We start from the raw sequence: 24928 nt of genomic DNA on the forward strand, positions 1-24928 counted from the left end.
GAGGAACATGACACAGGCGGCGTTCTTCGTCCTCGCCGCCCTGGCGGACGAGCCCCGGCACGGTTACGGCATCCTGCGCGAGGTCGAGGAACTCTCCGCCGGGGCGGTGCAGATGCGGGTCGGCACGCTGTACGGCGTGCTGGACCGGCTCACCGCGGACGCTCTGATCGTGCTGGACCGCGAGGAGGTCCACGACGGCCGGCTCCGGCGCTACTACCGCCTCACGGACGAGGGCATGCGGGCCCTCGGCGCCGAGGCGGAGCGGATGGCCGCGGGCGCCAGCGCCGCCAAGCAGCGGATCGCCGAGGGCCGCAAGGCCACCGGCACCCCGCCCGTCACCGGACCGGGACTCGCGGGAGGCCTCGCATGACGACCCTGCTCGAAGCGCGCTACCGCACCGTGCTGCGCCTCCTCCCCGCCTACTACCGCAGGGATCGGGAGGAGGAGATGGTCGAGGTCTATCTGTGGGACGTCGACCGCGACACCCAGGACCAGAGCAGGCCCACGCTCGGGGAGGTGGCCAGCATCGCCGCGCTCGCCGTGCGCAGCAGACTGGCCACCGTCGGCGCGCCCCGGCGCTACGCCCTGCTCGGCTCGGCCGTCCGGCACTTCGCGCTGTACGCCGTACTGCTCCAGGCGGCCGCTGTCGTCTCCGACGAGATCCTGCGGGTGACCTGGTCGGCCACCCGCGGCGCGCGTGAATGGGACATGTTCCTGACGGGCTTCGCCGGTCGCGGCCCGATGGAGAGCGTCGCCGCCATCGCCGGCTGGGTGCTGCCGTTGCAGTGGACGGTCGGGTTCTTCGCCCTCGTCCACGACCGCCGGCGCCTCGCCCGGGCCGCCGTGCTGCTGGCCGCGCTGCCCTCGCTGTGGCCGCTGATCGCGCCGCTGGTGAGCGACTGGTCGGCGTCCGACCCGTGGTTCGCCACCGCCAACGCGCTGTTCGCCTGGCTGCCGGCCCTCGCCGTGTGCGCCGCGTACCACCGCGACGCCCCGCAGGCCGCGCTGCCCGGCGATGCCCCCGGCCTCGCCTTCCTGGCCTGCTGCGTCGTCACGGGCGCCTCCGTCGCTGTCCTGCCCGCCATGGCCGACATCGCCTGGGCGCCCGCGACCTGCTTCGTGCTCGCCGTCCTGGGCTGGCTGCTGCTGGGTTCCCGCCGCGCGGAACCGGGCGCCGGAAGCAGTGCCCTGGCCCTGGCCGTACTGGGCCTGCTGATCCTCGTGGTGCGGGTGGCGGCACTGTTTCCGTGGCTCGGTTTCCCCCTGCCCGCCGTGTTCGTCGTCGGGGCGGTCGCCCAGGCGGCCGCGCTCACGCTGCTGGTCGTGGTGCTGGGGGTGGTGGCCAGGCGCGACCTCAGCTGTGGAACTTGATGTAACCGTTCCGGTCCGGGTCGGAGCCGCTCTTCGTGTAGGAGTGCACGTCGGCCCGGCTGCCGGAGGGCTTGTACACGTAGATCGTGTCCTTGTCGTTGTTCCACATGAAGTTGCAGTTGTCGCGGTAGGCGACGTTCTTCGCGTCGGAGTCCGTGCCGTGGCCGCCACGGAGCTTCACGTAGTCACCGGGCTGGAGGTAGTGGTTCGCCGGGAACTCGTAGTAGTTCCCGGCCGCGTCCTCGACGGCGTAACCCTTGAGGTTCACGGTCTTGGTCGAGGAGTAGTTCTTGATGGTCAGGTACTCCTCGTCGGTGTTCCCGGTGGCGCAGTTGTTGGAGTCGCTGCCGGGCGCGTCGTACTGGACGCCGCGGATCTTCAGCGCGGACGTGTACTCGGCGGCCTGGGCCGGTACGGCCGTGAGCGCGATCAGTGTGCCCGCGGCGGCGGCGGTCGTGGCGGCAAGGCGTATACGCATGACAAGGCCCCCCTTGTGAAGGTTCAGTGAAGAAGAACCTGGAGCGTATACAGCCTTGCTGCGCGATCACGGCGGATTCTCCGAAACGTGACCTTCAGTGCGGATACGCGCGTGGCGGCCGCTGTCGTGGCAGTTCGTCACGGAACTCCGCGATGACGGAGCTGATCTGGCGCATCAGTGCGGTGTTCTCGAGCCGGTCGAGGTAGAGGTTGCGGCCGGCGAGGGCGGTGGCGTCCACACAGAAGTACAGGGCCATGAGCGGATTGATGAACAGCTCGCTGTCGCGGGTCCGTTCGGTGAAGCGGACGTCTCCGAAGTCGCCGCGCACGGCGGCGGCGACGGAGCCGTTGACGATGCTCGGATACTCCGGGGTGCACTCCTGGGCATGGGCCACCGCGTCGAGGTAGAGGGCCCCTTCGCGGCTTTCGTGCGGCAGCGAGAACGCGCCGAGGTAGCCGCCCTCGCGGTCCAGCGCGGCCAGGTTCTCCAGGACCAGGCTGTGGTTGACACCGTGGTAGGAGTCCACCCCGAACCCGAGGCACGCCACCAGGCGTTCGGGTATCTCCTCCAGCCCCGCCACCGCGGCCAGGCTCGCCATGTCCTCCTCCGGGGTGCCGAGCCCGTGCTCGTCGCCCCGCAGCAGGATGTCGGTCCCGCCGTCCACCAGCACGAGCGCGTCCACCGGGCCCAGGTGGTCGAGGAGAGCGCGATAGGCGGCCCGCAGCGGTTGCACGCCGGAGCGCGGGAATGCGTACACCGTCGCGGGCAGGCCCTGGCGGTCCAGCCACTGGGCGAGGGAGCGTTCGGGGAAGTAGTCGCCGCGGGCGGCGGTGTCGGGGCGCACGGCCGCGACGTCCATGTCCAGCCACGCGTCCGCGTCGAGGCCGTAGAGATCCGCGAACGACAGATTGGCCAGATGTACTTCCTTCCCGGCCGACCTCAGCGCGAGGGCCAGCGGAAGACCGGCATAGATGTCGAAACCGCCGCCCGCACCGGCGATGAGCACCCGTCGCGCGGTACGAAGTCGGGTGAAGAGGGCAGGCTCATGGAGGGAGAACACCGCAGGACGCTAACAGGTGATCTTCCGCCCACGGGGTTGTGGGAGCGCTCCCAACTATGCAGGATGCTGCGATGACTTCGCCAGCCGTGATCCGCGCGTACCGTCCCGAGGACCGAGCCGCCCTTGAGGACATCTGCATCCGCACCGCACACAACGGCCTGGACAGCCGCCCTGTGTACGAGGACCCCGGAATCCTTCCGGTCATCTTCGCGACTCCCTACGCGGAACTGGAACCGGACCTCGTGTTCGTGCTGGACGACGGGCGCGGGCGGGCGGTCGGCTACATCCTCGGCACCGCCGACACCCCTCGCTTCGCCGACGACTTCCGAAAGAAGTGGCTCCCTCTGGTCGCCGACCGTTACCCGGAACCCAGCGGCCCGCCCGCAACCCCCGACGAGGCGATGATCCCGCTGTTGCACCACCCCGAGCGCATGATCGTCCCCGAACTCGCCGCCTACCCCGCCCACTTGCACATCGACCTGCTCCCCGAGTGGCAGGGTCACGGTCACGGCCGAGAGCTGATGCGGACGTTCCTGCGGGCCCTGCGGGACCGAGGGGTGCCGGCCGTGCATCTGGTGATGGCGACGGCCAACGTCCCGGCCCGCGCCTTCTACGACCGCCTCGGCTTCCATGAGATCGACGTCCCGGACCTGGGCGGCCCGGTCGCCTGCCTCGGGCGTACGACGGGAGAACTCGACCGTCTCTAGGGGGCATTGAAGTACGATGACTGTCGAACTACGATCATCATCGAACTTCAGGCTTCAGGGGGATACGTCATGACCAGGACCGTGCGGTTCCATGAGCTCGGCGGGCCCGAGGTACTGCGGCTGGAGGACGTGCCGGTCGGCGAACCCGGCGCCGGCGAGCTGCTGATCCGCGTGGACGCCATCGGTCTCAACCGGGCCGAGGTGCTGTTCCGCAGCGGCCGGTACATCGAACCCGCCCGGCTCCCGGCCCGGCTCGGCATCGAGGCCGCGGGCATCGTCGAGGCGGTCGGCGCGGACGTGACGGGGTTCGCGATCGGCCAACAGGTCAGCGTGGTGCCGGCGTTCTCCATGAACGACCACGGGGTCTACGCCGAGCGCGCCGTCGTCCCCGCCAGGGCGGTGCTCCGGCGCCCCGAAGGGCTCGACGCCGTCGCCGGAGCCGCGGTGTGGATGCCGTACATGACGGCCTACGGCGCGCTGGTCGAGGTCGGCGGGATGCGGGCCGGGGACACCGTCGTCCTGACGGCCGCGTCCAGCAGCGTGGGCCTGGCCGCCATCCAGGTCGCCCGCAGCGTCGGCGCGGTCCCCGTCGCCACCACCCGCACCCGTGCCAAGAGGGAGGCGCTGCTGAAGGCGGGCGCGGCCGAGGTGATCGTGACCGCGGAGGAGGATGTCGTCGGCCGGGTCATGGAGCTGACGGCGGGGCGCGGCGCCGAGTTCGTCTTCGACGCCGTCGCCGGTCCGGGCGTGGTGGACCTGGCCCGGGTGGTCGCCCCCGGCGGCACGCTGTTCCTGTACGGCGCCCTGAGCGGTCTGCCCACGCCGTACCCCGGGTTCGACCTCGGCATGCCCGCGCTGAACATGCGCAGCTACACCCTCCCCGAGACGACGCGGGACCCCGAACGGCTGCGCCGCGCCGAGGCGTTCGTCACCGCCGGTCTGAGCACGGGTGTCCTCGTACCCGTCGTGGACCGCGTCTTCGCTCTGGAAGAGATCGCCGAGGCGCACCGGTACATGGAGGCGGGCTCGCAGGTCGGGAAGATCGTCGTCACCGTCGAGCACTGAAACGCGGGACGGGGCCGGGGAACGAATCCCCGGCCCCGTCACGTCGTACGGAACAACTCGCTTACGCGCCGCTCGCCTTGAGCATGTCCTCACGCTCGACGAGCTTCACGCGCTCGCGGCCCTGCGGCTCGCCCAGCGCCTTCTCGGCGGCGTCCAGCTTGTACCAGCCCTCCCAGGTGGTGACGCGGAGCTCGCGCTCGGCGAGGAACGCCTCCACGGCCTCCGGCTCGGGAGAGGTCGGCGTCTGCAGACGGTCGTTCGCGAAGTCGTCCAGCAGGTTCGCCACGGTCTCGTTGGCGTCGCCCTTGGTGTGGCCGATGAGGCCCACCGGACCGCGCCGGATCCAGCCGGTGACGTACACGGACTGAAGGTGCGCGCCGCTCTCCTGGATCACACGGCCGCCCTCGTCCGGGACGGTGCCCGAGCCGATGTCCCAGGGCAGCTTGGGGAGCTTGTCGGAGAGGTAACCGACCGCGCGGTAGACCGCGTTGACGTCCCAGTCGGTGAACTGCCCGGTGCCCTTGACGTTGCCGGTGCCGTCCAGCTCGGTGCGCTCGGTGCGCAGACCGACGACCTGGCCGTCCTCGCCGAGTATCTCCGTCGGGGACTCGAAGAAGTGCAGGAAGAGCTTGTGCGGGCGGTCGCCGATGTCGCGGATGGCCCAGTTCTCCATGGTCTTGGCGACCATGTCGACCTGCTTGTTGCCCCGCCGCTCGGCGATCGAGCCCTCGTCGTAGTCGATGTCCTCGGGGTTGACGATGACCTCGATGTTGGGGGAGTGGTCCAGCTCGCGCAGCTCCATCGGGCTGAACTTCGCCTGCGCCGGGCCACGGCGGCCGAAGACGTGGATCTCGACGGCCTTGTTCGCCTTGAGGCCCTCGTAGACGTTCGGCGGGATCTCGGTCGGCAGCAGCTCGTCCGCCGTCTTGGCGAGGATGCGGGAGATGTCGAGCGCCACGTTGCCCACGCCCAGGACGGCGACCTTCTCGGCCTCCAGCGGCCAGATGCGCGGCACGTCCGGGTGGCCGTCGTACCAGGAGGCGAAGTCGGCGGCGCCGTAGGAGCCGTCGAGCTCGACACCGGGGATCCTCAGCTCGCGGTCCGCCATGGCGCCGGTCGAGAAGATCACACCGTCGTAGAACGCGCGCAGGTCGTCCAGGTGGAGGTCGGTGCCGTAGTCCACGTTGCCGAAGAGACGCACCTGCGGCTTGTCGAGGACCTGGTGGAGGGCCTTGATGATGCCCTTGATGCGGGGGTGGTCGGGCGCGACGCCGTACCGGATCAGCCCGAACGGGGCGGGCATCCGCTCGAAGATGTCGATGGACACACCGGGCTCGGTGGCCACGTCGGACTTGAGCAGAGCGTCGGCGGCGTAGATGCCGGCCGGGCCGGCGCCGACGATGGCTACCCGCAGGGGGCGGGGCATGATCAGGTTCCCTTCGAGTGGCGACAAGCGATCTCGTCGGGAAGCCTAAACTAAGGCAAGCCTAAGCTGGTACGCGGGTCCGATCTATGAGCTCATAAGGCTACTTTATGACCTGGACGGGCTGTGCGAGCACTCTCTCATGCCGGACGGGAACCCGATCGCGGGCATCGGCCAACAGCTGTCGACCATGCCCATGACTTCGAGGGAACCGCATGCAATCGACAAGCGATCCGCGCGTCCGAGACCGTCCGGAGGTCGTCTCCCGGCAGGACGCTCTCTCCGACGCCTCGGTCGTCGAGCGGTCCTGGGAGGAGCCCGATGCCTTCGAGATCCTCTTCCACCGCTACGCCGACGACATCCACCGCTATGTGGCACGACGGCTCGGCGCCGAGGTCGCCGACGATCTGATGGCCGAGACCTTCGTCGTCGCGTTCCAGCAGCGCCGCCGCTACGACCTGTCCCGGCCGCAGGCCCGCCCGTGGCTGTACGGGATCGTCACCAACCTCGTCGGCCAGCACCGGCGTGCCGAGGCGCGGCGGTTGAGGGCGTTCTCGCGCGTCGCCTCGACGGGGAGCGGCGACGGCGGCGATGCGCTGGCCGACCGGGTCGTGGCGAGGGTCGGCGCCGAGCACTCCCGCGCCCAACTGGCCGCTGCCCTCGCGAAGTTGCCCGCACGGTATCGGGACGTGCTGCTGGTGATCGCCTGGGGCGATCTCGACTACGCCGAGGCCGCGGAGGCTCTCGGCATCCCGGTGGGCACGGTGCGCTCACGGCTCAGCCGGGCGCGGACCAGGCTGCGCGACGCACTGGGAGGGGCGGACCCCACAGCCCTTCACGAGGAGACAGAGGAGACCGATCGTGGATGACCTGACCGCAGTGCGCGAGTTCGAGGCCGACGTGGCCCCGCTCACCGACGACGCCCGTAGCGCCGCCCGTGTCCGACTGCGGCGCGCCATCATCCAGGAGGGGCGCCCGGGCGCGCTGTCACGGCGGCTGATGCTCAGGGCCGCGGTGGTCGGGACCGCCACGGCGGCGGTCGCCGGTGGCGTGGTCGTCGCCGGCCGGCGCGAGGACGGCGGGGGCACGGACGCCTCGCGGATGGCGCCGCTGAGCGCGGCCGAGCTGCTGCACAAGGCCGCGGTGCGATCCCGTGCCGACAGCGCCGGGACGCCGATTCCGCGCGACGACCAGTACGTGTACACCAAGACGTACATCACCCGGACCTTTGTGAAGGGCGGGAAGCGCAGGACCTGGACGGACCAGAGCTGGATGTCCGTGGACGGCTCCAAGCCCTCCAGGCGCCAGGAGTACGGCAAGGTCCACCACGATCCTCCCCTGGGCAAGCACGACGTGATGTGGCCGCCGACCGAGTACGCCAAGCTGGCGAAGTGGCCGACGGACCCGGACGAGCTCCTCGAGAGGCTGCGGATGGGGGCCCAGGACGGCCAGGACCGCCGGGACCGCACGGCGTTCGTGAACGCCGTCCAGTTCTTCGTGGTCCCGCGGATCATGCCGCCCGGGCTGGAGGCGGCCACGTTCGAGGCGGTCGCGCGGATCCCCGGCATCCGGATCGATCGTGAGGCGGTGGACGGCCTCGGCCGCAAGGGAGTGGCCGTCTCCTACCCGAAGTTCGACTTCGCGTTCATCTTCGACGCGACCGACTACACGTACCTGGGGCTGCGTCTGAAGGGGAGCACCGCGGACGTGGTCGACGGGAAGTTCAGGCATCGCGACTGGTACCACGAGATGCGTGCCCGGGAGGCGTTGGGCGTCGTGGACCGCATCGGTCAGCGCCCCTAGTACTTCAGCCGGTGGCTTGACCTCAAGTCCAGTTGAGTTTCTACGGTCGGTCTCGTCGAACTGGCTCGGACAACGACAGGGGTTTCGGCCATGGAGTACTCGCACAGCGACAGCGACCTGATCAAACAGCCCATCGGCTACTGGAGTTGGGCGGCCTACAAGGCCGTCGTCGCCCGCACCCGGGCCGCCCTCGCCGGGATCGGCACCACCCAGCCGCAGTGGTGGGCCCTGGCGCAGGTCGCGGGCGCCGACACCGTCAAGACCCGTGACGAAGTGTCCCGCCTCCTTCGGAACTATCTCGACACCGGCCCGGAAACCATGGAGTCGGAGATCGACACGATCATCGCCCGGGGCTGGATCACCGAGGATGCCCAGGGACGCCTGGGCATCACGGCTGAGGGCAGGGCGTTCCACGACAAGGCCGCAGCCCTTCAGAGCGAGCTCTGGGCGGAACGGCACGCGGGTATCACCGACGAGGAGTACCTGACCGCCCTCAAGGTGTTGCAGCGGTTCATCCACAACACGGGTGGGCAAGCCTGGCACCACTAGTGTCCCGGCGGTGCCTCGGGACGGTCAGTCGATGTGGTAACTGTCCCCGTAGACCTGCCAGTCCAGCGGCGGGTTCAGGTCCAGGTTGCCCGCGCGCAGGAAGACCCGCTGGGCCGTGTCGACGCGGCTGGTGTCGCTGTGGGCCTCCTCCTGCTTCATGGCCCACACCCGCGCGTCCAGGAAGGCATGCAGGTAGGTGACCTCGTCGCCGCCCTGGGCCGGGGGCCGGGCCCGGTTCAGGGCGCGCTTTCGGATGTTGCGGAAGCTGGTCGGGTCGGTGCCGTCGCCGTGCATCACGATGGCGTCGTAGTAGGCGAACTGGCCCAGCACGCGCAGCCCGTCGGCCTTGCCCTGGCCTACGGCCGGGTCGAAGTACACGCGGTCGCGCTCGTCGTTCTGCGCCTGCCGGAACGCCTGGTCCTGGGCGGCCCGGCGCCAGTCCCGGGGAAAGTTCGGGTCGAGTCCGGCGTGCGAGTCGGTGCCGTCGACCCGGCGGAGAGCCGGCAGGTAGGGGGCGAGGACGTTCCCGGGGCGGCGGTCGGCGTAGAGCTCGACGAGGTCGAGCATGTCGCCGGTGCCGGAGCAGAAGCCGATGATGCCGGCGGTGTAGCCGCGGCCGTCGCCGATGTCCTCGATGTACTGGTACTGCGCCTTCCAGTCGAGCGAGGAGTTCTCCGCGCTCGACACCAGCTGCATGGCGATCTCCTTCTTCGCCGGGTCGTCGAGTCCCGTCGCGGTCGCGCAGACCGCGGCGGCTCGGGAGGTGAGCAGGGGTCCTGTCGCGAGGGACGCGCCGATCAGAGTGAGGACGGTGCGGCGCGACGCGTGCGTGGGGTGTTTCACGGCGGCTCCAAAGGGAGGTGGGGGGTGGGGAGTTGGCCGTACGTGAGACTGATAGGAAGGTTTACTATCAGAGCTGCGGCGCAATGAACACCCGTCGCGTCAAAGGTTCGTACCTATGAACAAGGTGTGCCGGTTACGGCAGCGGCTGCTCCGCCCAGATGACCTTGCCCTCGGGTGTGTACCGCGTGCCCCAGCGCTCGGCGAGCTGCGCGACGAGGAACAGGCCGCGGCCGCCCTCGTCCGTCATCGCCGCGTAGCGCAGATGGGGCGAGGTGCTGCTGCTGTCGAAGACCTCGCAGATCAGGCTGCGGTCACGCAGCACCCGGACGCGGATGGGCTCACCGCCGTACCGGATCGCGTTGGTCACCAGCTCGCTCAGGATCAGCTCGGTGGCGAACTCCAGCTCCTCGAGCCCCCATCGGGACAGCTGCCGGGTGACATCGGCGCGCACCCGCGCGACGGCAGCCGGGTCGGACGGCACGTCCCACTCGGCGACCTGGTCCGCGCCGAGCGCCCGGGTACGTGCCACGATCAGGGCGATGTCGTCGCTCGCCCTGGAGGTGAGCCGGGAGTCGAGCACGGTCCGGCAGGTGTCCTCCGGCGAGTCACCGGCCTGCTCCAGGGCGGCCCGCAGGAGTTCCAGACCTACGTCGATGTCCCGCTCCCGGTCCTCGACCAGCCCGTCCGTGTAGAGCACGAGGCGGCTGCCCTCGGCCAGTTCGAGGTCGGCCGTCTCGAACGGCAGACCGCCAAGACCCAGCGGGGGACCGGCGGGCACGTCCGGGAACTCCACGCTGCCGTCGGGGTGGATCAGGGCGGGCGGCGGGTGTCCGGCGCGGGCGACGGTGCAGCGCCGGGAGACCGGGTCGTAGACGGCGTACAGACAGGTCGCTCCGGTGACCGGGGCGCTGTCGCCGTCCTGGGTCTCGTCCTGGTCGATGCGGCCGACCAGTTCGTCCAGCAGGACCAGCAGTTCGTCGGGCGGGAGGTCGAGGGTGGAGAAGTTGTGGACCGCGGTGCGCAGCCGGCCCATCGTCGCCGCCGCGTGCAGTCCGTGGCCGACGACGTCCCCGACGATCAGCGCCACGCGCGCGCCGGACAGCGGCAGGACGTCGAACCAGTCGCCGCCCACACCCGCCTGCGCGGGGAGGTAGCGGTAGGCGATGTCGAGGGCGTTCTGCTCGGGCAGGTTGCGCGGCAGCAGACTGCGTTGCAGCGTCACCGCCATGGTGTGCTCGCGGGTGTAGCGGCGGGCGTTGTCGATGGAGACCGCGGCCCGGGCCACCAGCTCCTCCGCCAGGGCGAGTTCGTCGGTGTCGAAGGGCTCGGGCTTCTCCGAGCGCCAGAAGTTGACCACACCCAGGACCAGGGCGCCCGCGCGCAGCGGCACCGCGATCAGCGAGTGGATGCCGAATTCCAGGACCTGCGCGGTGCGTTCGAGATCCTGGGCCCGCCAGCCCGGGGACTCGGCCAGGCGCGCTTCGAGGACCGCCTGCCCGGAGTGCAGTGCGCGGATCTGCGGCGAGGACGCGACCAGCCGCATCCGGTCGCCCACGGAGTGGAGGGGAGGGTCCTTGCGGATCCCGCTGCACGCCGTGCGGCGCAGATCGGTGCCCGAATCCGGCTGCCCGCCGCTCAGTACGGCGTCGAACAGGTCCACGGTGACGAAGTCCGCGAACCGGGGCACGGCCAGCTCGGCCAGTTCCTCGGCGGTCCGGGTCACGTCCAGGCTGGTGCCGATGCCCACCCCGGCGTCGTACAGCATGTTCAGGCGCTCGCGTGCCGTCTCGGCCCGGCCGGACAGGGCCCGCAGTTCCGTCGAGTCGCGCAGCGTCGCCACGCTGCCGGCCGGGCCGCCCTCCAGGTCCGTGAGCCGCTGGTTGACGGCCAGCAGCCGGTCGCCGACCAGGTGCACCTCGTCCGTGGCGACCCGCCCCGAGGCCAGCAGGTCGGCAGTGTCCGCCGGAAGGCCGAGTTCGAGGACGTGCCGGCCCTCGGCGTCGGCGGGCAGATGGAGCAGCCGCACAGCCTCGTCGTTGGCGAGCAGCAGCACGCCCTCGCCGCTCACGATGAGCACGCCCTCGCGTACGGCGTGCAGCACGGCGTCGTGATGCTCGTACATCTTGGTCATCTCGTGCGGTCCCAGACCGTGTGTCTGGCGCCGCAGGCGCCGGCTGACCAGGGCCGTGCCCGCTGTGGCCAGGGCGAGGCCGCCCGCCGCGGCGCCCAGCAGGAGCGGCATCTGCTGGTCCGCGTTACCGCCCACGTGCTCGGTGGTGATGCCGGCCGACACCAGGCCCACGACCTTCCCGTCGGGCGCCTTGATCGGTACGACGGCCTGCACCAGCCGGCCGATGGTTCCGTCGATCTCCTCCGTCACGACCTGCCCCGCCAGTGCGGGGGCCAGGGTGCCGACGAACTTCTTCCCGATGCGGTCCGGCTTGGGATGCGTGTAGCGGGTCCCGTCGGTGTTCAGGACCACGATGAAGTCCACCCCGGTCGCCTTGCGCGCCGCCTCGGCCCGCGGCTGCAGGACCGCTGTGGGATCGGGGGCATCGAGGGCCTCGCGGGTGCCCGGCGCGTTGGCGAACGCCTCGGCGACCGCGACCGAACGGTTGCGGGCCTCGGTCGTGCTGTCGTGCCGCACCTGCAGCACCAGCGCCACCACCGCGGCCACGACCAGCAGCAGTACGATCACGACCTGCGATACGAACACCTGTCCGGCTACGCTGCGTCCGCCCAGCGCCGACCGGGCTTCGGCGACTCGCCCGCGCCGCGACCGGCCTGCGTCACGCTGCGAGAGTCGGGCCATGTGCCATGTCTACACTGCACGGCCCCATGAGGCGAGAGGCGTCACACACCGTGACAGAACCGCTACGGCGCCTCACCGCTGTCGCCTCCGGGTGGCGAGCAACAGAGCGATGTCGTCGGGCCGGTCGGCGGCGTGCCGGGCCGCCGCGGTGAGCCAGTCGGCCACACCCGCCAGACGTGCCGTGGGGGCTCCGGCGCGGGCGAGGGCCACGCGCAGCGCGCTGATGCCGTCGTCGATGTCGATGCCCGGCCGCTCGACCAGACCGTCGGTGTAGAGCGCCAGGACGGCGCCCGGCTCGATCCGCAACTCCGTGACCGGGTAACGGGCGCCCGGGTCCACCCCGAGCACGACGCCGCCGGGCAGGTCGAGGACGCGGGTGCTGCCGTCGGGGTTGCGCAGCAGGGGCGGTGGGTGTCCCGCGCGGGCCACCCGGGCGAGCCCGGTGACCGGGTCCAGACGGATGTAGCAGCAACTGGCGAACTGACCGGGGTCGAGGTCGATGAGGAGATGGTTCGTGCCGCTCATCACCTCGTCGGGCGGCCGGTCGCCGAGCGCGAACGCCCGCACCGCGCTGCGCAGTTGGCCCATCGTCGCGGCGGCCTGCACGCCGTGTCCCTGGACGTCCCCGATGACCAGGGCCAGACCGTCGCCCGCCTCGACGACGTCGTACCAGTCCCCGCCCACCTCCATGCCCTGGGTGCCGGGCAGATAGCGGCCCGCCGTCTCCACCAGCGGATGGTCCGTCAGACGGCGGGGGAGCAGCGCCTGTTGGAGACCGCGGGCGAGTGCGGCCTCGCTCTCGTAGCGCCGTGCCTTGTCCATCGCGTGGGCGATCAGCCCGGTGAGCGCGGTGAGGACCGAGCGTTCCTCGCCGGTGAAGGTCCGGGGGCGGTCGAAGCCCAGGATGCAGGAGCCGACCGGACGCCCCGAGGCGATCAGCGGCAGGAAGGCACGGGCGCCCTCCGTCGCGTCCAGCGGGATGCCCGGGTAGGCGTCGGTGAGTTGCTGCATCGAGTCGAAGAACAGGGGCTTGCCGGTGGTGAGCGTCTCCACGCCGGGCAGATGCGTGTCGAGCCCCACGCCGTCGAACGGCGCGAGGAAGCCCGGCGGGAAGCCGGACTCCCACGCCAGGTACAGATGCCGGTCCTGGAGGAGGTAGATCGCCAGCCGGCGACCCCCGAACACGGGCAGCAGCTCCTTCATGACCACGGCCGACACCTGACGGGCGGTGACCGCCTCGGTCAGCGCGATGGCCAGCACGATCGGGCGGTACAGCGGCGCCAGCGACGACGTACCCGTCTTGGCGGCCTCGAAGGTGTCGGCGGAGTCCGGCATCCGGCTCGTCGGCTGAACCGTGCAGGTCAGCACGTCCGGACCGGGGTAGACCGACAGTGCGAGCCAGTCGCCCTCGTAGGCGTCGTCCACGTCGGGTGGCCGCCGCACATGGAGATGCACCGGCTCGGGCGACAGCAGGGCGCTGCGCAGATGGTCCTCGAAGTCCGGCTGGGCCAGCCAGGGCACGCCGTCCCACAGCGGGTGGCCCAGGAGTACGTCCCGCGGCCGGCGCAGCAGCTGTGCGGCGCGGGGATTCGCGTAGGTGACCAGCCCCAGCCGGTCCAGGCAGAACACGCCCTCCGGCAGCAGATCGGCGGCGGCGTCGGCCGCCGAACCGGGGCCGGGATCGAGGACGAAACCCCTGACGGGCCGAGCGCCGGACGCGGTTGAGGAGGTCTCGGGGGTCCAGAACTCCATGAGCCGCAGCCCGCCGTCCGCGGCCCGCACATACAGCGGCAGCGACGGGGTGCTCGCGGCGGTCTCCCGCAGTGCGGCGAGCACATGCTGGGTGTCGTCGGGGGCCACGGCGCGGGCCAGCGCCTCGACCGTGCCGCCGAACTCCGTGGGGGCCACGCCCAGCAGGGCATGCAGATGCGCGTCCGCGGTGACCACACCGGTCGCCGGATCCCAGGCGAACCGTCCGAGCCGTCCCGCCGATGCATGCGCGGTCGGCGGCCGCACGCACATCGGCTCACCGTCCCAGGCGACCGGGTCGGTGTCCCGCAGATCCTCCAGACGGCGGGCCAGAACCTCAGCCACCCGCGCCACCCGTTCCCGCTCGGCCAGCACCTCGGTGGCGTCCGCGGCGGTAGGGCGCAGCACGGTCAGTACGCCGAAGGTCGTGGACGTGCCCACGACCGGTACGTACAGCGATCCGAACTGGAACGGCAGACCGGCCGCGAACTGGGGGTAACGGCGCATGGTCTCCGTGGCGTTCGGCAGCACGACCTGCACCCCGAGCCGGTAGGCGTCCGCGACGGGGAACGGACGGTCGGCGTGCAGCCGCCACCATGGCCGGAACAAGGGTCCCGGGAGCCCGGCGAGCACCGCGAGGCGCAGCATCCCGGGGGTGCTCGAACGCAGGTAGACGCCGCCGGCGTGACCACCGCCCGCGCCGATCGCCTCCGTCGAGGCGTCGATCAGCAGCGCGGCCAGCCGTCCCGGCGTCCGGTGCGCGTCCTCGCCGCTCCCAGTCATCGGCCTGCCTCGTCCCTGCGCCGCCCCACGGGCGACACAGCAAGAATGCGCCACGAGGTGCCTGCGGCGCATCCGGGTGGGGCAGATGTGACGGAAGCCGGGCGGGGGGCCGGGTGCCCCCCACGGTCGGGTGGTACGAAGACCCGGGCGCAGGGCGCAGGGCTCAGCCGGCGAGCCCCTGCAGCCCCTCGTAGGCCGCCATCACCAGTTCCAGGCCCCGCTGGTCCGCCCCCGGCTCGCGCATCTGGTTCGTCACGTACGCCACGGTCATACGGGCGTCCGGGTCGATCATGACGAGTGAGCCGCCCCAGCCGCCCCAGCCGTACGTGGTGCCGAAGCGGCCGTAGCCGAGGCCCCAGCTCACCGGCATGCCCAGGATGCGGTCCTCGCCGCTGTACTGCTCCTCCCAGGCCCGTGCGCAGCCCGCCGGGGACAGCAGCCGGGCGCTGCCCACCGTGCCCGCGCAGGCCATCGCCGACTGGACGAGGGCGACCGAGCGGGCGTTGCCGAAGCCGCTCGCCGCGGGGATCTGGGACCGGCGCCAGGACACGCTGTTGCCGTCCCGGAGGCGGATCCCGGTCGCCGTGGAGGGGGTCGGGTCCTGGCCCGCGGCCCCGGCGACGTAGTCCTCGTCCTGACCGGGCGGCGCAACGGCGAGCGCGACACGGTGGTCGTGCTCGGCGGACAACCCCATCCGGAAGTCGGCGCCGAGCGGCCCGGCCACCTCTTCGGCGAAGAACGCGCCCGGCGTCCGGCCCGTGATCCGGCGGACGACCTCGCCGACGAGGAACCCCTGCGTCAGCGAGTGGTACCCGGCCGCGGTCCCGGGCTCCCACTGCGGCGCCAGCGCGGCCAGCCGCGCCGTGACCGCCGCCCAGTCGTACAGCTCCTCCACCGGCCCGTCGTAGTCCGGCAGACCCGCGGTGTGCGAGAGCAGATGCCGTACGAGCACCTTCTCCTTGCCCGCCGCGGCGAACTCCGGCCAGTACCGGGCGACCGGCGCGTCCACGTCGAGATCGCCCCGGTCCGCCAGCACCAGCGCGGACAGCGCCGTCATCGTCTTGGTGACCGACCAGACGTTGGTGACGGTGTCCCGCTCCCACGGCACCGTGCGGCCGGCGTCCGCGAAGCCGCCCCAGACGTCCACCACGGGCTCACCGCCCACGAAGACCGCGGCCGAACCACCCACGTCCCCGGCGTCGAGGAAACCGGCCAGTGCGTTCGGCACGGCGGTGAACAGATCGTCGTACGAGCCCCGAATGTCTGCCATGCGCGGAATCTAGCCCGTGGGGACAGGGCCGGGGCAACCGAATTACCGGCACCCGCGGTCCGCGAGAACCGCCCGCCGGCAGCTCACGGCTCATATCGTGGAAAGTGATGCGATATCGGCAGTGAGGCGGCAGTGCCATGGCGGACGCGGGGATCGACTACGCAGCGGTGTTCCAGGCCCTGCCCGGCATGGTGGCGGTCCTGACCCCCGAGCTGGTGTACGCGGACGCCAACGAGGAGTTCGTCCGTATGTCCGGCCGCAGCCGGGAGCAGCTGGTCGGCCACTACCTCTTCGACGTCTTCCCGGACAACCCGGAGGACCCGGCCGCCTCCGGCATGCGCAATCTGGCCGCCTCCCTGCAGCGCGTCCTGACCACCGGCGAGCGCGACACCATGGCCGTGCAGCGCTACGACGTCCGGTCGCTGGAGCTGCCGGGGCGCTGGGAGGAGCACTACTGGAGCCCGGTCAACGCCCCCGTGCTGGGCCCCGACGGCGAGGTCGTCCTCCTTGTGCACCGGGTGGAGGAGGTCACCGAGTTCATCCGCGACCGCGGCGGACCCGTCGGCACCCGGGCTCGCGCGCTGGAGGCCGAACTGTACATCCGTGCCCGGGAGTTGCAGGAGGTCAACGAGCGCCTGAGAAAGGCCCACGCCCGCGAGCGCGAGGTCGCGCTGGCGCTTCAGGAGGCCATGCTGCCGACGCCCCGGCTGAAGGGGGACCACCGGGTGGCTGTCCGCTACCGGCCCGCGATCGGTGCGCTGAACGTGTGCGGCGACTGGTACGACCTCGTGGATCTGGTCGGCGGCGACCGTATCGGTGTCGCGGTCGGTGACGTCGTCGGCCACGGACTGGCGGCGGCCTGCGCGATGGGTCAGCTGCGCAGCGCGCTGAGCGCCGCCTCGCGGGTGGCCGAGGGCCCCGCGCAGGCCCTCGACGTCCTGGGCCGCTACGCACATGTGGTGGCCGGCGCGGAGTCCGCCACGGTGGTCATCACGTTCATCGACTTCGACGCCCGCACCGTCACCTACAGCAGTGCGGGGCATCCTCCGCCGGTCCTGGTCCACGCCGACGGCAAGGTCGAGTTCCTCGACGCGGCCACGGACCCGCCGCTGGACGCCAGCCCCGACCCGGTCCCGCGACCGCAGGCGACGACCGCCTTCGCCGACGGTGCCACTCTGGTGCTCTACACCGACGGCCTGGTGGAACGCCGCCGCGAGGACATCGAGATCGGTCTGGAACGCCTGGCGGACTCCCTCACCCGTCACCGGGACGCCGATCCGGAGACGCTGGCGGACGCGGTCCTGCGGGAACTCCTCCCGCCGGAGGGGGCCACGGACGACACGGCCCTGCTCGTCGTACGACTGTGAGGAGCGGGTCCTCCGGGCAGGGCCGGGGCCGTGCGCTCGGCCGTGCGTGCGCCCCGGAGGTGATCCGCTGCCGTGTCAGGCCGACGGCAGCGCACGTCTGCCGAGCAGGAGCGGTGTGGCGAGGAGGAGGAGTCCGGCCACGGCGATGGCGGTGCGGGTGGTGGTGAGGCCGGCCAGCAGGCCCCAGAGCGCGGTCAGGGCGGCGATGGTCAGTTTGGCACTGATGGACCAGGCGGACAGCGTGCGGGCGACACGGTCGGGCGGGGTGTGTTCGAGCCGGTAGGTGGCCAGGACCGGGTTGAAGACGCCGATGCAGGTGATGAGTCCGAGTTCGACGACCATGACCAGCAGGAGTCCGGGTACACCGGGACCGACGAAGGCCAGCCCCAGCGGCCAGCACACCCGCAGGGTTCCGGCGGTGACGAGCACCTCGTGCCGGCCGAACCGTGCGACGAGCCGCCGGGACAGACGTGCGCCGATCAGTCCGCCGACGCACGGCACCGCGAAGGCGAGGCTGTACTGCCAGGGCGCGAAATGGAGGCCGCCGAGCATGAGGACGGAGAGCAGCGGGGCGGCCACCATGATCAGCCCGTTGACGAGGACGGCGTTGAGGAACAGCGGGCGCAGCACCGGATCGGTGAGGATGAAGCGCCAGCCGTCGAGCAGGTCACGGCTCCTGAGCCGGATTCCCTTCTCGGGCCGTACCGGGCGGCTCTCCTTCTTCCCGCCCATGGCGCGGATTCCGACCGCCGAGAGCAGATAGCTGACGGCGTCGGCGACGACGGTCACCACGGGGCCGAGCAGTCCGATCGCCGCGCCGCCGAGGGGTGGCCCGATCATGGTGGTGGTCCACATCGTGGCCTCGAACCGTCCGTTGGCGGTCAGCAGATCCCCCTGCGGCACCAGGGCCTTGAGACAGGCGCCGGACGCGGCGGTGAAGGTGATGTCGGCCGCGGCGACAAGCACTGACACAACCAGAAGTTGTGCGAAGCCCAGTCGATCGAAGGCGTACGCGACAGGGACGCTCAGCAGCAGTGCGCACCGGGCCAGATCCATGGCCATCATCACCGGCCGCTTACGGCGGAACTCCACCCACGGCCCGAGCGGCACCGCAACCACCGCCCCGACCGCGAGCCCCGCCGCCGCCAGCGCCGACACCTGGGCCGGACCTGCGTGCAGCACGAGGATCGCGATCAGCGGAAAGGCGTGAAGGGCCAGCGCGGTGCCCAGCGCACTGACGCCGTACGCCGCCCACAACCACCCGAAGGACCGCCCCATGCCGCCGCCTCTCTCCCTGATCCACGGACATCCAAGCGGTCCACGGATCCAGAGATCAAACAACCCCCGAGCGGCTCGGACACAACCAGGGGTTGTGGCTCTACGATGGCGCCATGGACCTCGATGCCGTGCGGACGTTCGTGACGGCCGCGGAGACGGGACGGCTGCAGGACGCCGCCACGACCCTGGCGGTCACCCAGCAGGCGGTCTCCAAGCGCGTCGCCGCGCTGGAGAAGGAGCTCGCCGTACGACTGTTCACGCGCACTCCGCGAGGGGTGCGGCTCACCATCGACGGTCAGGCGTTCCTGCCGCACGCCCGGGCGCTTCTCGACACCGCGGAGCGGGCCATGGCCTCCGTACGGCCCGGCTCCCGTGCCCTGCGCGTGGACGTGATCGGCCGCCGGCTGGGCCCGGCCGCACTGCTGCGCGGCTTCCATCGCGCGTGTCCCGAGGTCGAACTCGATGTGGTGACCCTCTTCGATGCCAGGGAGGCGCTGGCCGCCATCCGCTCCGGCACGATCGACGCCTCCTTCCGCGCCGTCACCGTCCCCGCCCGCCGGCTCCCCGACGGCATCGCCGCGGCGCGGGTGTACGACGAGCCCGTCCAGCTGCTGACCGGGCCGCGGCACGCCCTGTCCACGGCCCGCGCGGTCACCCCGGCCCAGCTCGCCGGGCACCGGATCTGGATGCCGGGCCTGGTCGCCGACACCGAATGGGCGGCGTACTACGACGAGTTCGCCACGGAGTTCGGCCTCACCATCGAGGCGACCGGACCCGACTTCGGCACCGATCCGCTCCTGGACACGATCGCCGACTCCCCGCGGCTGGCCACGCTGGTCGGCGAACAGACCCGCATGGTCTGGCCCACCGACCAGGACCTGCGCCGCATCACACTGCGCGACCCGATGCCGGTGTACCCGCACTCACTGCTCTGGCGGTCGGACAACCCCCACCCCGCCCTCGAGAGGCTCCGTACCTACCTCGACAGTGCGGGGCCGGGCCGTCTCGACGCGGAGACCTGGTCGCCGCACTGGGCGCAGTGAATCGGCGGGGGGTGTCGCGAACGGTTACGGCGTCGCGTCCCGCCGGCCGTCGATCTCGGCGACCAGTGCCTCGATACGGCTCCTGATCTCGTCCCGGATCGGCCGGACGGCCTCGACGCCCTTGCCCGCCGGGTCCTCCAGGGTCCAGTCGAGGTACTTCTTGCCGGGGAAGACCGGGCAGGCGTCGCCGCAGCCCATGGTGATGACGTAGTCGGACGCCTGGACGGCCTCGGTGGTCAGGATCTTCGGCCGGGCCGCCGAGATGTCGACGCCGATCTCCTTCATCGCCTCGACCGCGGACGGGTTGACCTGGTCGCCGGGGACGGAGCCGGCGGAGCGGACCTCGATCCGGTCGCCCGCGAGGTGGGTCAGGAATCCGGCGGCCATCTGGGAGCGGCCGGCGTTGTGGACGCAGACGAAGAGCACGGAGGCGAGCGGGGTGTCGGACATGATGTGAAAGTATCAGCCCATGCTGACATCAGTCGACGCTGATCTGATGCGGGTGCTGGCCGACCCGCTCCGCCTGCGGATCATCACCCTGCTGGCCCGCGAGACGCTCTGCACCACGCATCTGATCGAGGAGACAGGGGCGAAGCAGACCAACCTCTCCAACCATCTGAAGGTGCTGAGAGAGGCGGGTGTGGTGGAGACGGAACCGTGCGGCCGCTTCACCTACTACCGGCTCACGCCGGAGGTCATCGCCTCGCTCGCGGGCGGGTTCGCCGAGTTGGCGGAGCTCGCGCGCGCCACCGCGGAGAACAACGTCAAGCGGTCCTGTCCGTGATCCCCGAAGACCTTTGTGAGGAGTCCCGTTGACCGTCACCGACGCCACGGCCGCGGCGCGGTCGGACCTGACCGCGACCCCGCGGCCCGCACCCCTGACCGCCCGGGCGGCGGCCGAACTGCTCGGCACCGCCGCACTGGTGGCGATCGTGGTCGGCTCCGGCATCCAGGCGACCGGGCTGACACGGGACGTCGGTGTCCAGCTCCTCGCCAACTCCCTCGCCACCGTCTTCGGCCTCGGCATCCTGATCCTGCTGCTCGGCCCGGTCTCCGGGGCGCACTTCAACCCGGTGGTCACGCTGGCCGAGTGGTGGACGGGGCGACGCGGCGGTGACGGTCTCGGGATCCGTGAGGTCGCGGTGTACGTCCCCGCGCAGATGGCCGGCGCCACAGCGGGCGCGGTCCTGGCGGACGCGATGTTCGGCGAGCCGCTGGTGAAGTGGTCCACGCACGACCGCTCGGCCGGCCATCTGCTGCTGGGCGAAGTGGTGGCGACCACCGGCCTGATCCTGCTGATCTTCGGCCTCGCCCGCACGGACCGTCTGCGCTTCGCGCCGGTGGCCGTGGCCTCGTACATCGGCGCGGCCTACTGGTTCACGTCCTCCACGTCCTTCGCCAACCCGGCGGTGACGGTCGGCCGTACCTTCAGCGACACGTTCGCGGGCATCGCGCCGGGCTCGGTGCCGGGATTCATCGGTGCCCAACTCGTCGGCGGGGTGCTCGGACTGGCCCTGGTGGCGCTGATCTTCGTACGCGGGCGGTCCTTCGAGTAGTCACCCGAAGGTGCGCAGCATCTGTCCCATCGTGGCGACCACGGACGGCTCGACCCGGTAGTACACCCAGGTGCCGCGCCGCTCAGAGGTGAGCAGGCCCGCCTCCTTGAGCTTCTTCAGATGGTGGGAGACGGTCGGCTGGGAGACTCCGACGTCGGAGATGTCGCACACGCATGCCTCGCCCCCCTCGTGCGAGGCGATCAGCGAGAACAGCCGCAGCCGCACCGGGTCGCCGAGCGCCTTGAACATCGCGGCGGTCCGCTCGGCCTCCTCGGCGGTCAGGGGCCGCTCGGTCAGGGGCGGGCAGCACGGTGCCGCGGTGTCGGGTTCGAGCAGGGGCAGCACCTCGGTGTTCGACATGCATCTATGTTGACACTTGTCGAATCAGGGGCCAAGCTGGCTTCTGTATCGATGAACATCGAAACAAAGGGGATCGCCCGTGAACGCCTCCACCATCGACCGTCTGCCCGTCGTGGTCATCGGCGCCGGACCGATCGGCCTGGCCGCCGCCGCCCACCTGATCGAGCGCGGCCTCGACCCCCTGGTCCTGGAGGCCGGCCCGACCGCGGGCAGCGCCGTGCGGGAGTGGTCGCACGTCCGTCTGTTCTCCACCTGGGGCGAGCTCGTCGACCCGGCCGCGGAGAAGCTGCTGGCCCCGACCGGCTGGATCCGCCCCGACGCCACCGCCTATCCGACCGGCGGCGACTGGGCCGAGCGGTACCTCCAGCCGCTCGCCGACCTCCTCGCAGACGCGGTCCGCTACGGCGCCCGGGTGACCGGCGTCGCCCGCGCCGGCCGTGACCGCATCGTCGACCCGGGCCGCGACGAGCAGCCCTTCACCGTGCACATCGAGACCTCGGACGGCCGCGAGGAACGCCTCACCGCCCGCGCCGTCATCGACGCGTCCGGTACCTGGTCGACGCCGAGCCCGATGGGCGCGGACGGCCTGGCCGCGCTCGGGGAGAAGGCGGCCACCGACCGCGTCTCCTACCGTGTCCCCGACTTCGACGACCCGGCCGTACGCGCCCGTTACGCGGGCAGGCGCACCGCCGTGATCGGCTCCGGAGCCTCCGCGTTCACCGCCCTCGCCCTCCTCGCCGACCTGGCCGCCGACACCCCCGGCACGCATGCGGTGTGGGTCCTGCGCCGGGGCATCGGCGCGAGCACATACGGCGGCGGCGAGGCGGACCAGCTGCCCGCGCGTGGCGCGCTGGGCCTGCGTGCGAAGGCGGCCGTCGAGGCCGGTCACGCGAGCGCGATCACCGGGTTCCGCACGCGGGCCGTCTCCTGCGACGGCGACCGACTGGTCCTCGAGTCCGACGACGGCCGCCGCACGGACCCCATCGACGAGATCATCGTCCTCACCGGCTTCCGCCCGGACCTCTCCTTCCTCTCCGAGCTCCGCCTCGGCCTGGACGAGCGCCTCCAGGCCCCGACAGCCCTGGCCCCGCTGATCGACCCCAACGTGCACTCCTGCGGCACGGTCTACCCGCACGGCGTGAACGAGCTCTCCCACCCCGAGCGGGACGTCTACCTGGTCGGCATGAAGTCCTACGGCCGCGCCCCCACCTTCCTCGCCATGACCGGCTACGAGCAGGTCCGTTCCATCACCGCGGCGATCGCCGGTGACCAAGAGGCCGCCGAGCGCGTCGAGTTGACCCTGCCGGAGACCGGAGTCTGCGGCGGCGCGGGCCTGTTCGAAGAGCCGGAGAACACCGAGCCGGCCGGCGGCGGATGCTGCGCCGCCCCCACCACGCTCCAGATCGGCACCGCCGCCCCGGCCTCCCCGTCCGGCGGCTGCTGAACCCCGCACCCCCACCAGGAGGTTCGCCATGACAACCCGCGTACAGCTCGCCCTGCGCGTCCCGGATCTCGACGCGTCCATCGCCTTCTACAGCAAGCTCTTCGGCACCGAACCCGCCAAACTCCGGGACGGCTACGCCAACTTCGCCATCGCCGAGCCACCGCTCAAACTCGTCCTGATCGAGGGAGCGGAGGGCGAGGCGACCCGCATGGACCATCTCGGCGTCGAGGCCGACAGCGCCGAGGCCGTCCACGCCGCCACCACCCGCCTGAGCGATGCCGGCCTGACCACCGACGTCGAGAACGACACCACCTGCTGCTACGCCCTCCAGGACAAGGTCTGGGTCCGCGGCCCCGGCCAGGAGCCCTGGGAGGTGTACGTCGTCAAGGCCGACGCCGACTCCCTGTAATCCGGTGTTGCCGGGCCCGGCGCACTGCGATCGTGGCTCCGGACCCCCGTACCCGGATCAGCAAGGAATCGCCACCATGCCCGTACCCGCCGACCCCACGGTGCTTCATCCGATGCCCGAGCAGCCGCGTGTGGTGCTGCTCAAGCCGTTGGTGAAGTCGCCGCTCATCGAGGTGGGGGAGTTCTCGTACTACGACGACCCGAAGGACGCGACCGCCTTCGAGACGCGGAACGTGCTGTACCACTACGGGCCGGAGAAGCTGGTGATCGGCAGGTTCTGCGCGCTGGGCACGGGGGTGCGGTTCATCATGAACGGTGCCAACCACCGTATGGACGGCCCCTCGACGTTTCCCTTCCCGACCATGGGCGGCTCCTGGTCCGAGCACTTCGACCTCCTCACCGGACTGCCGAACAGGGGTGACACGGTCGTGGGCAACGACGTCTGGTTCGGCCACGGCACGACGGTGATGCCGGGCGTACGGATCGGTCACGGCGCCATCATCGGCACCGGTTCGGTGGTCACCTCCGACGTCCCCGACTACGGGATCGTCGGCGGCAACCCGGCCCGCCTCATCCGCACCCGCTACAGCGACGAGGACATCGCCCGGCTGCTGGCGGTGGCGTGGTGGGACTGGCCGGTGGAGCACATCACCGAGCACGTCCGGACGATCATGTCGGGCACGGTCGCCGACCTGGAGGAGGCGGCCCCCTAGGCCGGCCGTCTCCAGGGGTCTGCGATCATGCTCGGATGCGGGAGATCGACGAGTTGACCCAGGTGGACGACCCGGCCTGGCCGGAACTCCAGGAGGCGTTCGCGGCCGGCGCCGTCCCGGTGCGGGTGCTCGCCGCCGACTCGGCCGAGGGGCGTCGGAGCGTGCTGCAGATGCAGGTCACCGCACGCTCCACGCTCGGCGCCCTGGCCTGGAACTGCGGCGGACTGGTCCTCGACGACGGATGGGTACGGGTCTTCGGTGGCGGCTCCGAGGCGAGCGGCGGCCTGCCGAGCCTGGCCCAGGTCAATCGCTTCCCCGACGCGTTCGACCCGGACTGGTCTCCCGAGGCCGGACTCGTCGTGGCACAGGACGCGCTGGGAGGCGTGTTCGCCCTGAACGGCCATGATCCCGCCGCGTCCGGACGCCCCGGTTCCCCGGGCCGGATGACCTACTTCGCGCCCGACACCCTGGCGTGGGAGGCGATGGACATGGGCCACTCCTCATGGGTGCACTGGCTGTTGTCCGGCCGCCTGGAGACGTTCTACGACGGGCTGCGCCGGCCCGGCTGGCGCGAGGAGGCCGCCGCGCTGGATCTCTCGCAGGGCATCAGCGTGGTCCCGTTCCTGTGGACCGAGGAGGCCCACGCCGATCCCGCCGCGAACAGCTGGCGGGCCGTGCCGATGCGCGAAGTCCTCGGAGTGGCCGCCGACTTCGCCCGGCAGCTGGGTCCAGCCGATCCGGGGTTTCTCGGCGACGTTTGAGTGAGACCCCTCGGTCTCCGACGAACACGAGGTAGCTGCCGGCAGTCGTGGCCCAGGCCTCAGGGATCTACCGGAGCGCGGCCTC

Annotated in this window: 25 protein-coding genes; 15 read left to right on the forward strand and 10 right to left on the reverse strand. The window is 71.3% G+C overall.

The window, feature by feature from the left end:
* The first annotated feature begins 7 nt into the window (after positions 1-7).
* Entirely contained in the window at positions 8-370 is a 363-nt protein-coding gene (locus TN53_RS10815) for a PadR family transcriptional regulator (protein WP_046258253.1), read from the forward strand.
* Entirely contained in the window at positions 367-1371 is a 1005-nt protein-coding gene (locus TN53_RS10820) for a hypothetical protein (RefSeq protein WP_046258254.1), read from the forward strand. The genes TN53_RS10815 and TN53_RS10820 overlap by 4 nt, the downstream gene beginning before the upstream one ends.
* On the opposite strand, the gene TN53_RS10825 is transcribed toward TN53_RS10820, so the two are convergent.
* Complete coding sequence (locus tag TN53_RS10825; RefSeq protein ID WP_046258255.1) at positions 1355-1849, reverse strand: lamin tail domain-containing protein; 495 nt, start codon at positions 1847-1849, stop codon at positions 1355-1357. The two genes, TN53_RS10820 and TN53_RS10825, sit on opposite strands and share 17 nt — an antisense overlap.
* 94 nt (positions 1850-1943) lie before the next feature.
* Complete coding sequence (locus tag TN53_RS10830; protein WP_046258256.1) at positions 1944-2909, reverse strand: DUF1152 domain-containing protein; 966 nt, start codon at positions 2907-2909, stop codon at positions 1944-1946.
* 71 nt (positions 2910-2980) lie between these two features.
* Here TN53_RS10830 and TN53_RS10835 point away from each other — a divergent pair, with 71 nt between their 5' ends.
* On the forward strand, positions 2981-3616 hold the full coding sequence (locus tag TN53_RS10835; protein WP_046258257.1) for a GNAT family N-acetyltransferase: 636 nt from the start codon (positions 2981-2983) through the stop codon (positions 3614-3616).
* A 69-nt stretch (positions 3617-3685) separates the two neighbouring features.
* Positions 3686-4681 carry a zinc-dependent alcohol dehydrogenase family protein gene (locus TN53_RS10840; protein WP_046258258.1) on the forward strand — a complete coding sequence of 332 codons (996 nt, stop codon included), beginning with the start codon at positions 3686-3688 and terminating at the stop codon, positions 4679-4681.
* Between the two features lie 61 nt (positions 4682-4742).
* Here TN53_RS10840 and TN53_RS10845 read toward each other — a convergent pair whose 3' ends face one another.
* Entirely contained in the window at positions 4743-6107 is a 1365-nt protein-coding gene (locus TN53_RS10845) for an FAD-dependent oxidoreductase (RefSeq protein WP_046258259.1), read from the reverse strand.
* A 212-nt stretch (positions 6108-6319) separates the two neighbouring features.
* Between TN53_RS10845 and TN53_RS10850 the strand changes: the two genes are divergently transcribed.
* From TN53_RS10850 to TN53_RS10860, 3 genes are all read left to right on the forward strand, one after another.
* Positions 6320-6973, forward strand: coding sequence for an RNA polymerase sigma factor (locus tag TN53_RS10850; RefSeq protein ID WP_046258260.1), 654 nt, complete (start codon positions 6320-6322; stop codon positions 6971-6973).
* Positions 6966-7907 carry a CU044_5270 family protein gene (locus TN53_RS10855; RefSeq protein ID WP_052745175.1) on the forward strand — a complete coding sequence of 314 codons (942 nt, stop codon included), beginning with the start codon at positions 6966-6968 and terminating at the stop codon, positions 7905-7907. The genes TN53_RS10850 and TN53_RS10855 overlap by 8 nt, the downstream gene beginning before the upstream one ends.
* A 90-nt stretch (positions 7908-7997) precedes the next feature.
* Positions 7998-8456, forward strand: coding sequence for a MarR family winged helix-turn-helix transcriptional regulator (locus TN53_RS10860; RefSeq protein WP_046258261.1), 459 nt, complete (start codon positions 7998-8000; stop codon positions 8454-8456).
* Positions 8457-8480: 24 nt separating this feature from the next.
* Here the strand turns inward: TN53_RS10860 and TN53_RS10865 are convergent, their stop codons facing one another.
* From TN53_RS10865 to TN53_RS10880, 4 genes are all read right to left on the reverse strand, one after another.
* Positions 8481-9299 carry a chitosanase gene (locus TN53_RS10865; RefSeq protein WP_046258262.1) on the reverse strand — a complete coding sequence of 273 codons (819 nt, stop codon included), beginning with the start codon at positions 9297-9299 and terminating at the stop codon, positions 8481-8483.
* Positions 9300-9432: 133 nt separating this feature from the next.
* Complete coding sequence (locus TN53_RS10870; RefSeq protein ID WP_063776241.1) at positions 9433-12111, reverse strand: SpoIIE family protein phosphatase/ATP-binding protein; 2679 nt, start codon at positions 12109-12111, stop codon at positions 9433-9435.
* Positions 12112-12183: 72 nt separating this feature from the next.
* Positions 12184-14643, reverse strand: coding sequence for a SpoIIE family protein phosphatase (locus TN53_RS10875; RefSeq protein ID WP_046258263.1), 2460 nt, complete (start codon positions 14641-14643; stop codon positions 12184-12186).
* A 163-nt stretch (positions 14644-14806) separates the two neighbouring features.
* Positions 14807-15913 carry an EstA family serine hydrolase gene (locus tag TN53_RS10880; protein WP_046258264.1) on the reverse strand — a complete coding sequence of 369 codons (1107 nt, stop codon included), beginning with the start codon at positions 15911-15913 and terminating at the stop codon, positions 14807-14809.
* A gap of 137 nt (positions 15914-16050) precedes the next feature.
* On the opposite strand from TN53_RS10880, the gene TN53_RS10885 reads away from it, so the two are divergent.
* Positions 16051-17280 carry a PP2C family protein-serine/threonine phosphatase gene (locus TN53_RS10885; protein ID WP_046258265.1) on the forward strand — a complete coding sequence of 410 codons (1230 nt, stop codon included), beginning with the start codon at positions 16051-16053 and terminating at the stop codon, positions 17278-17280.
* A gap of 75 nt (positions 17281-17355) precedes the next feature.
* On the opposite strand, the gene TN53_RS10890 is transcribed toward TN53_RS10885, so the two are convergent.
* Positions 17356-18558 (reverse strand): MFS transporter, encoded by a 1203-nt coding sequence (locus TN53_RS10890; RefSeq protein WP_046258266.1) that lies wholly within the window; start codon positions 18556-18558, stop codon positions 17356-17358.
* A gap of 113 nt (positions 18559-18671) precedes the next feature.
* Between TN53_RS10890 and TN53_RS10895 the strand changes: the two genes are divergently transcribed.
* Positions 18672-19601 carry a LysR family transcriptional regulator gene (locus TN53_RS10895; protein ID WP_046258267.1) on the forward strand — a complete coding sequence of 310 codons (930 nt, stop codon included), beginning with the start codon at positions 18672-18674 and terminating at the stop codon, positions 19599-19601.
* Between the two features lie 24 nt (positions 19602-19625).
* Here TN53_RS10895 and TN53_RS10900 read toward each other — a convergent pair whose 3' ends face one another.
* Positions 19626-20051 (reverse strand): arsenate reductase ArsC, encoded by a 426-nt coding sequence (locus tag TN53_RS10900; RefSeq protein ID WP_046258268.1) that lies wholly within the window; start codon positions 20049-20051, stop codon positions 19626-19628.
* Between the two features lie 19 nt (positions 20052-20070).
* On the opposite strand from TN53_RS10900, the gene TN53_RS10905 reads away from it, so the two are divergent.
* Positions 20071-20385, forward strand: a complete 315-nt coding sequence (locus TN53_RS10905; protein ID WP_046258269.1) for an ArsR/SmtB family transcription factor — start codon at positions 20071-20073, stop codon at positions 20383-20385.
* A gap of 28 nt (positions 20386-20413) precedes the next feature.
* On the forward strand, positions 20414-21157 hold the full coding sequence (locus TN53_RS10910; RefSeq protein WP_046258270.1) for an aquaporin: 744 nt from the start codon (positions 20414-20416) through the stop codon (positions 21155-21157).
* Here TN53_RS10910 and TN53_RS10915 read toward each other — a convergent pair whose 3' ends face one another.
* Complete coding sequence (locus TN53_RS10915) at positions 21158-21517, reverse strand: ArsR/SmtB family transcription factor (protein ID WP_046258271.1); 360 nt, start codon at positions 21515-21517, stop codon at positions 21158-21160.
* A 79-nt stretch (positions 21518-21596) separates the two neighbouring features.
* Between TN53_RS10915 and TN53_RS10920 the strand changes: the two genes are divergently transcribed.
* The 4 genes from TN53_RS10920 (at position 21597) to TN53_RS10935 (ending at position 24843) form a co-directional block, all read left to right on the forward strand.
* Positions 21597-22961, forward strand: coding sequence for an FAD-dependent oxidoreductase (locus TN53_RS10920; RefSeq protein WP_046258272.1), 1365 nt, complete (start codon positions 21597-21599; stop codon positions 22959-22961).
* Between the two features lie 28 nt (positions 22962-22989).
* Complete coding sequence (locus TN53_RS10925) at positions 22990-23370, forward strand: ArsI/CadI family heavy metal resistance metalloenzyme (RefSeq protein WP_046258273.1); 381 nt, start codon at positions 22990-22992, stop codon at positions 23368-23370.
* Positions 23371-23446: 76 nt separating this feature from the next.
* Complete coding sequence (locus TN53_RS10930) at positions 23447-24082, forward strand: CatB-related O-acetyltransferase (RefSeq protein ID WP_046258274.1); 636 nt, start codon at positions 23447-23449, stop codon at positions 24080-24082.
* 35 nt (positions 24083-24117) lie between these two features.
* Complete coding sequence (locus tag TN53_RS10935) at positions 24118-24843, forward strand: DUF2625 family protein (RefSeq protein ID WP_046258275.1); 726 nt, start codon at positions 24118-24120, stop codon at positions 24841-24843.
* Positions 24844-24928: the final 85 nt, after the last annotated feature.

Origin of the sequence: Streptomyces sp. WM6386, from assembly GCF_000972385.1 — a bacterium.
GTDB lineage: Bacteria > Actinomycetota > Actinomycetes > Streptomycetales > Streptomycetaceae > Streptomyces.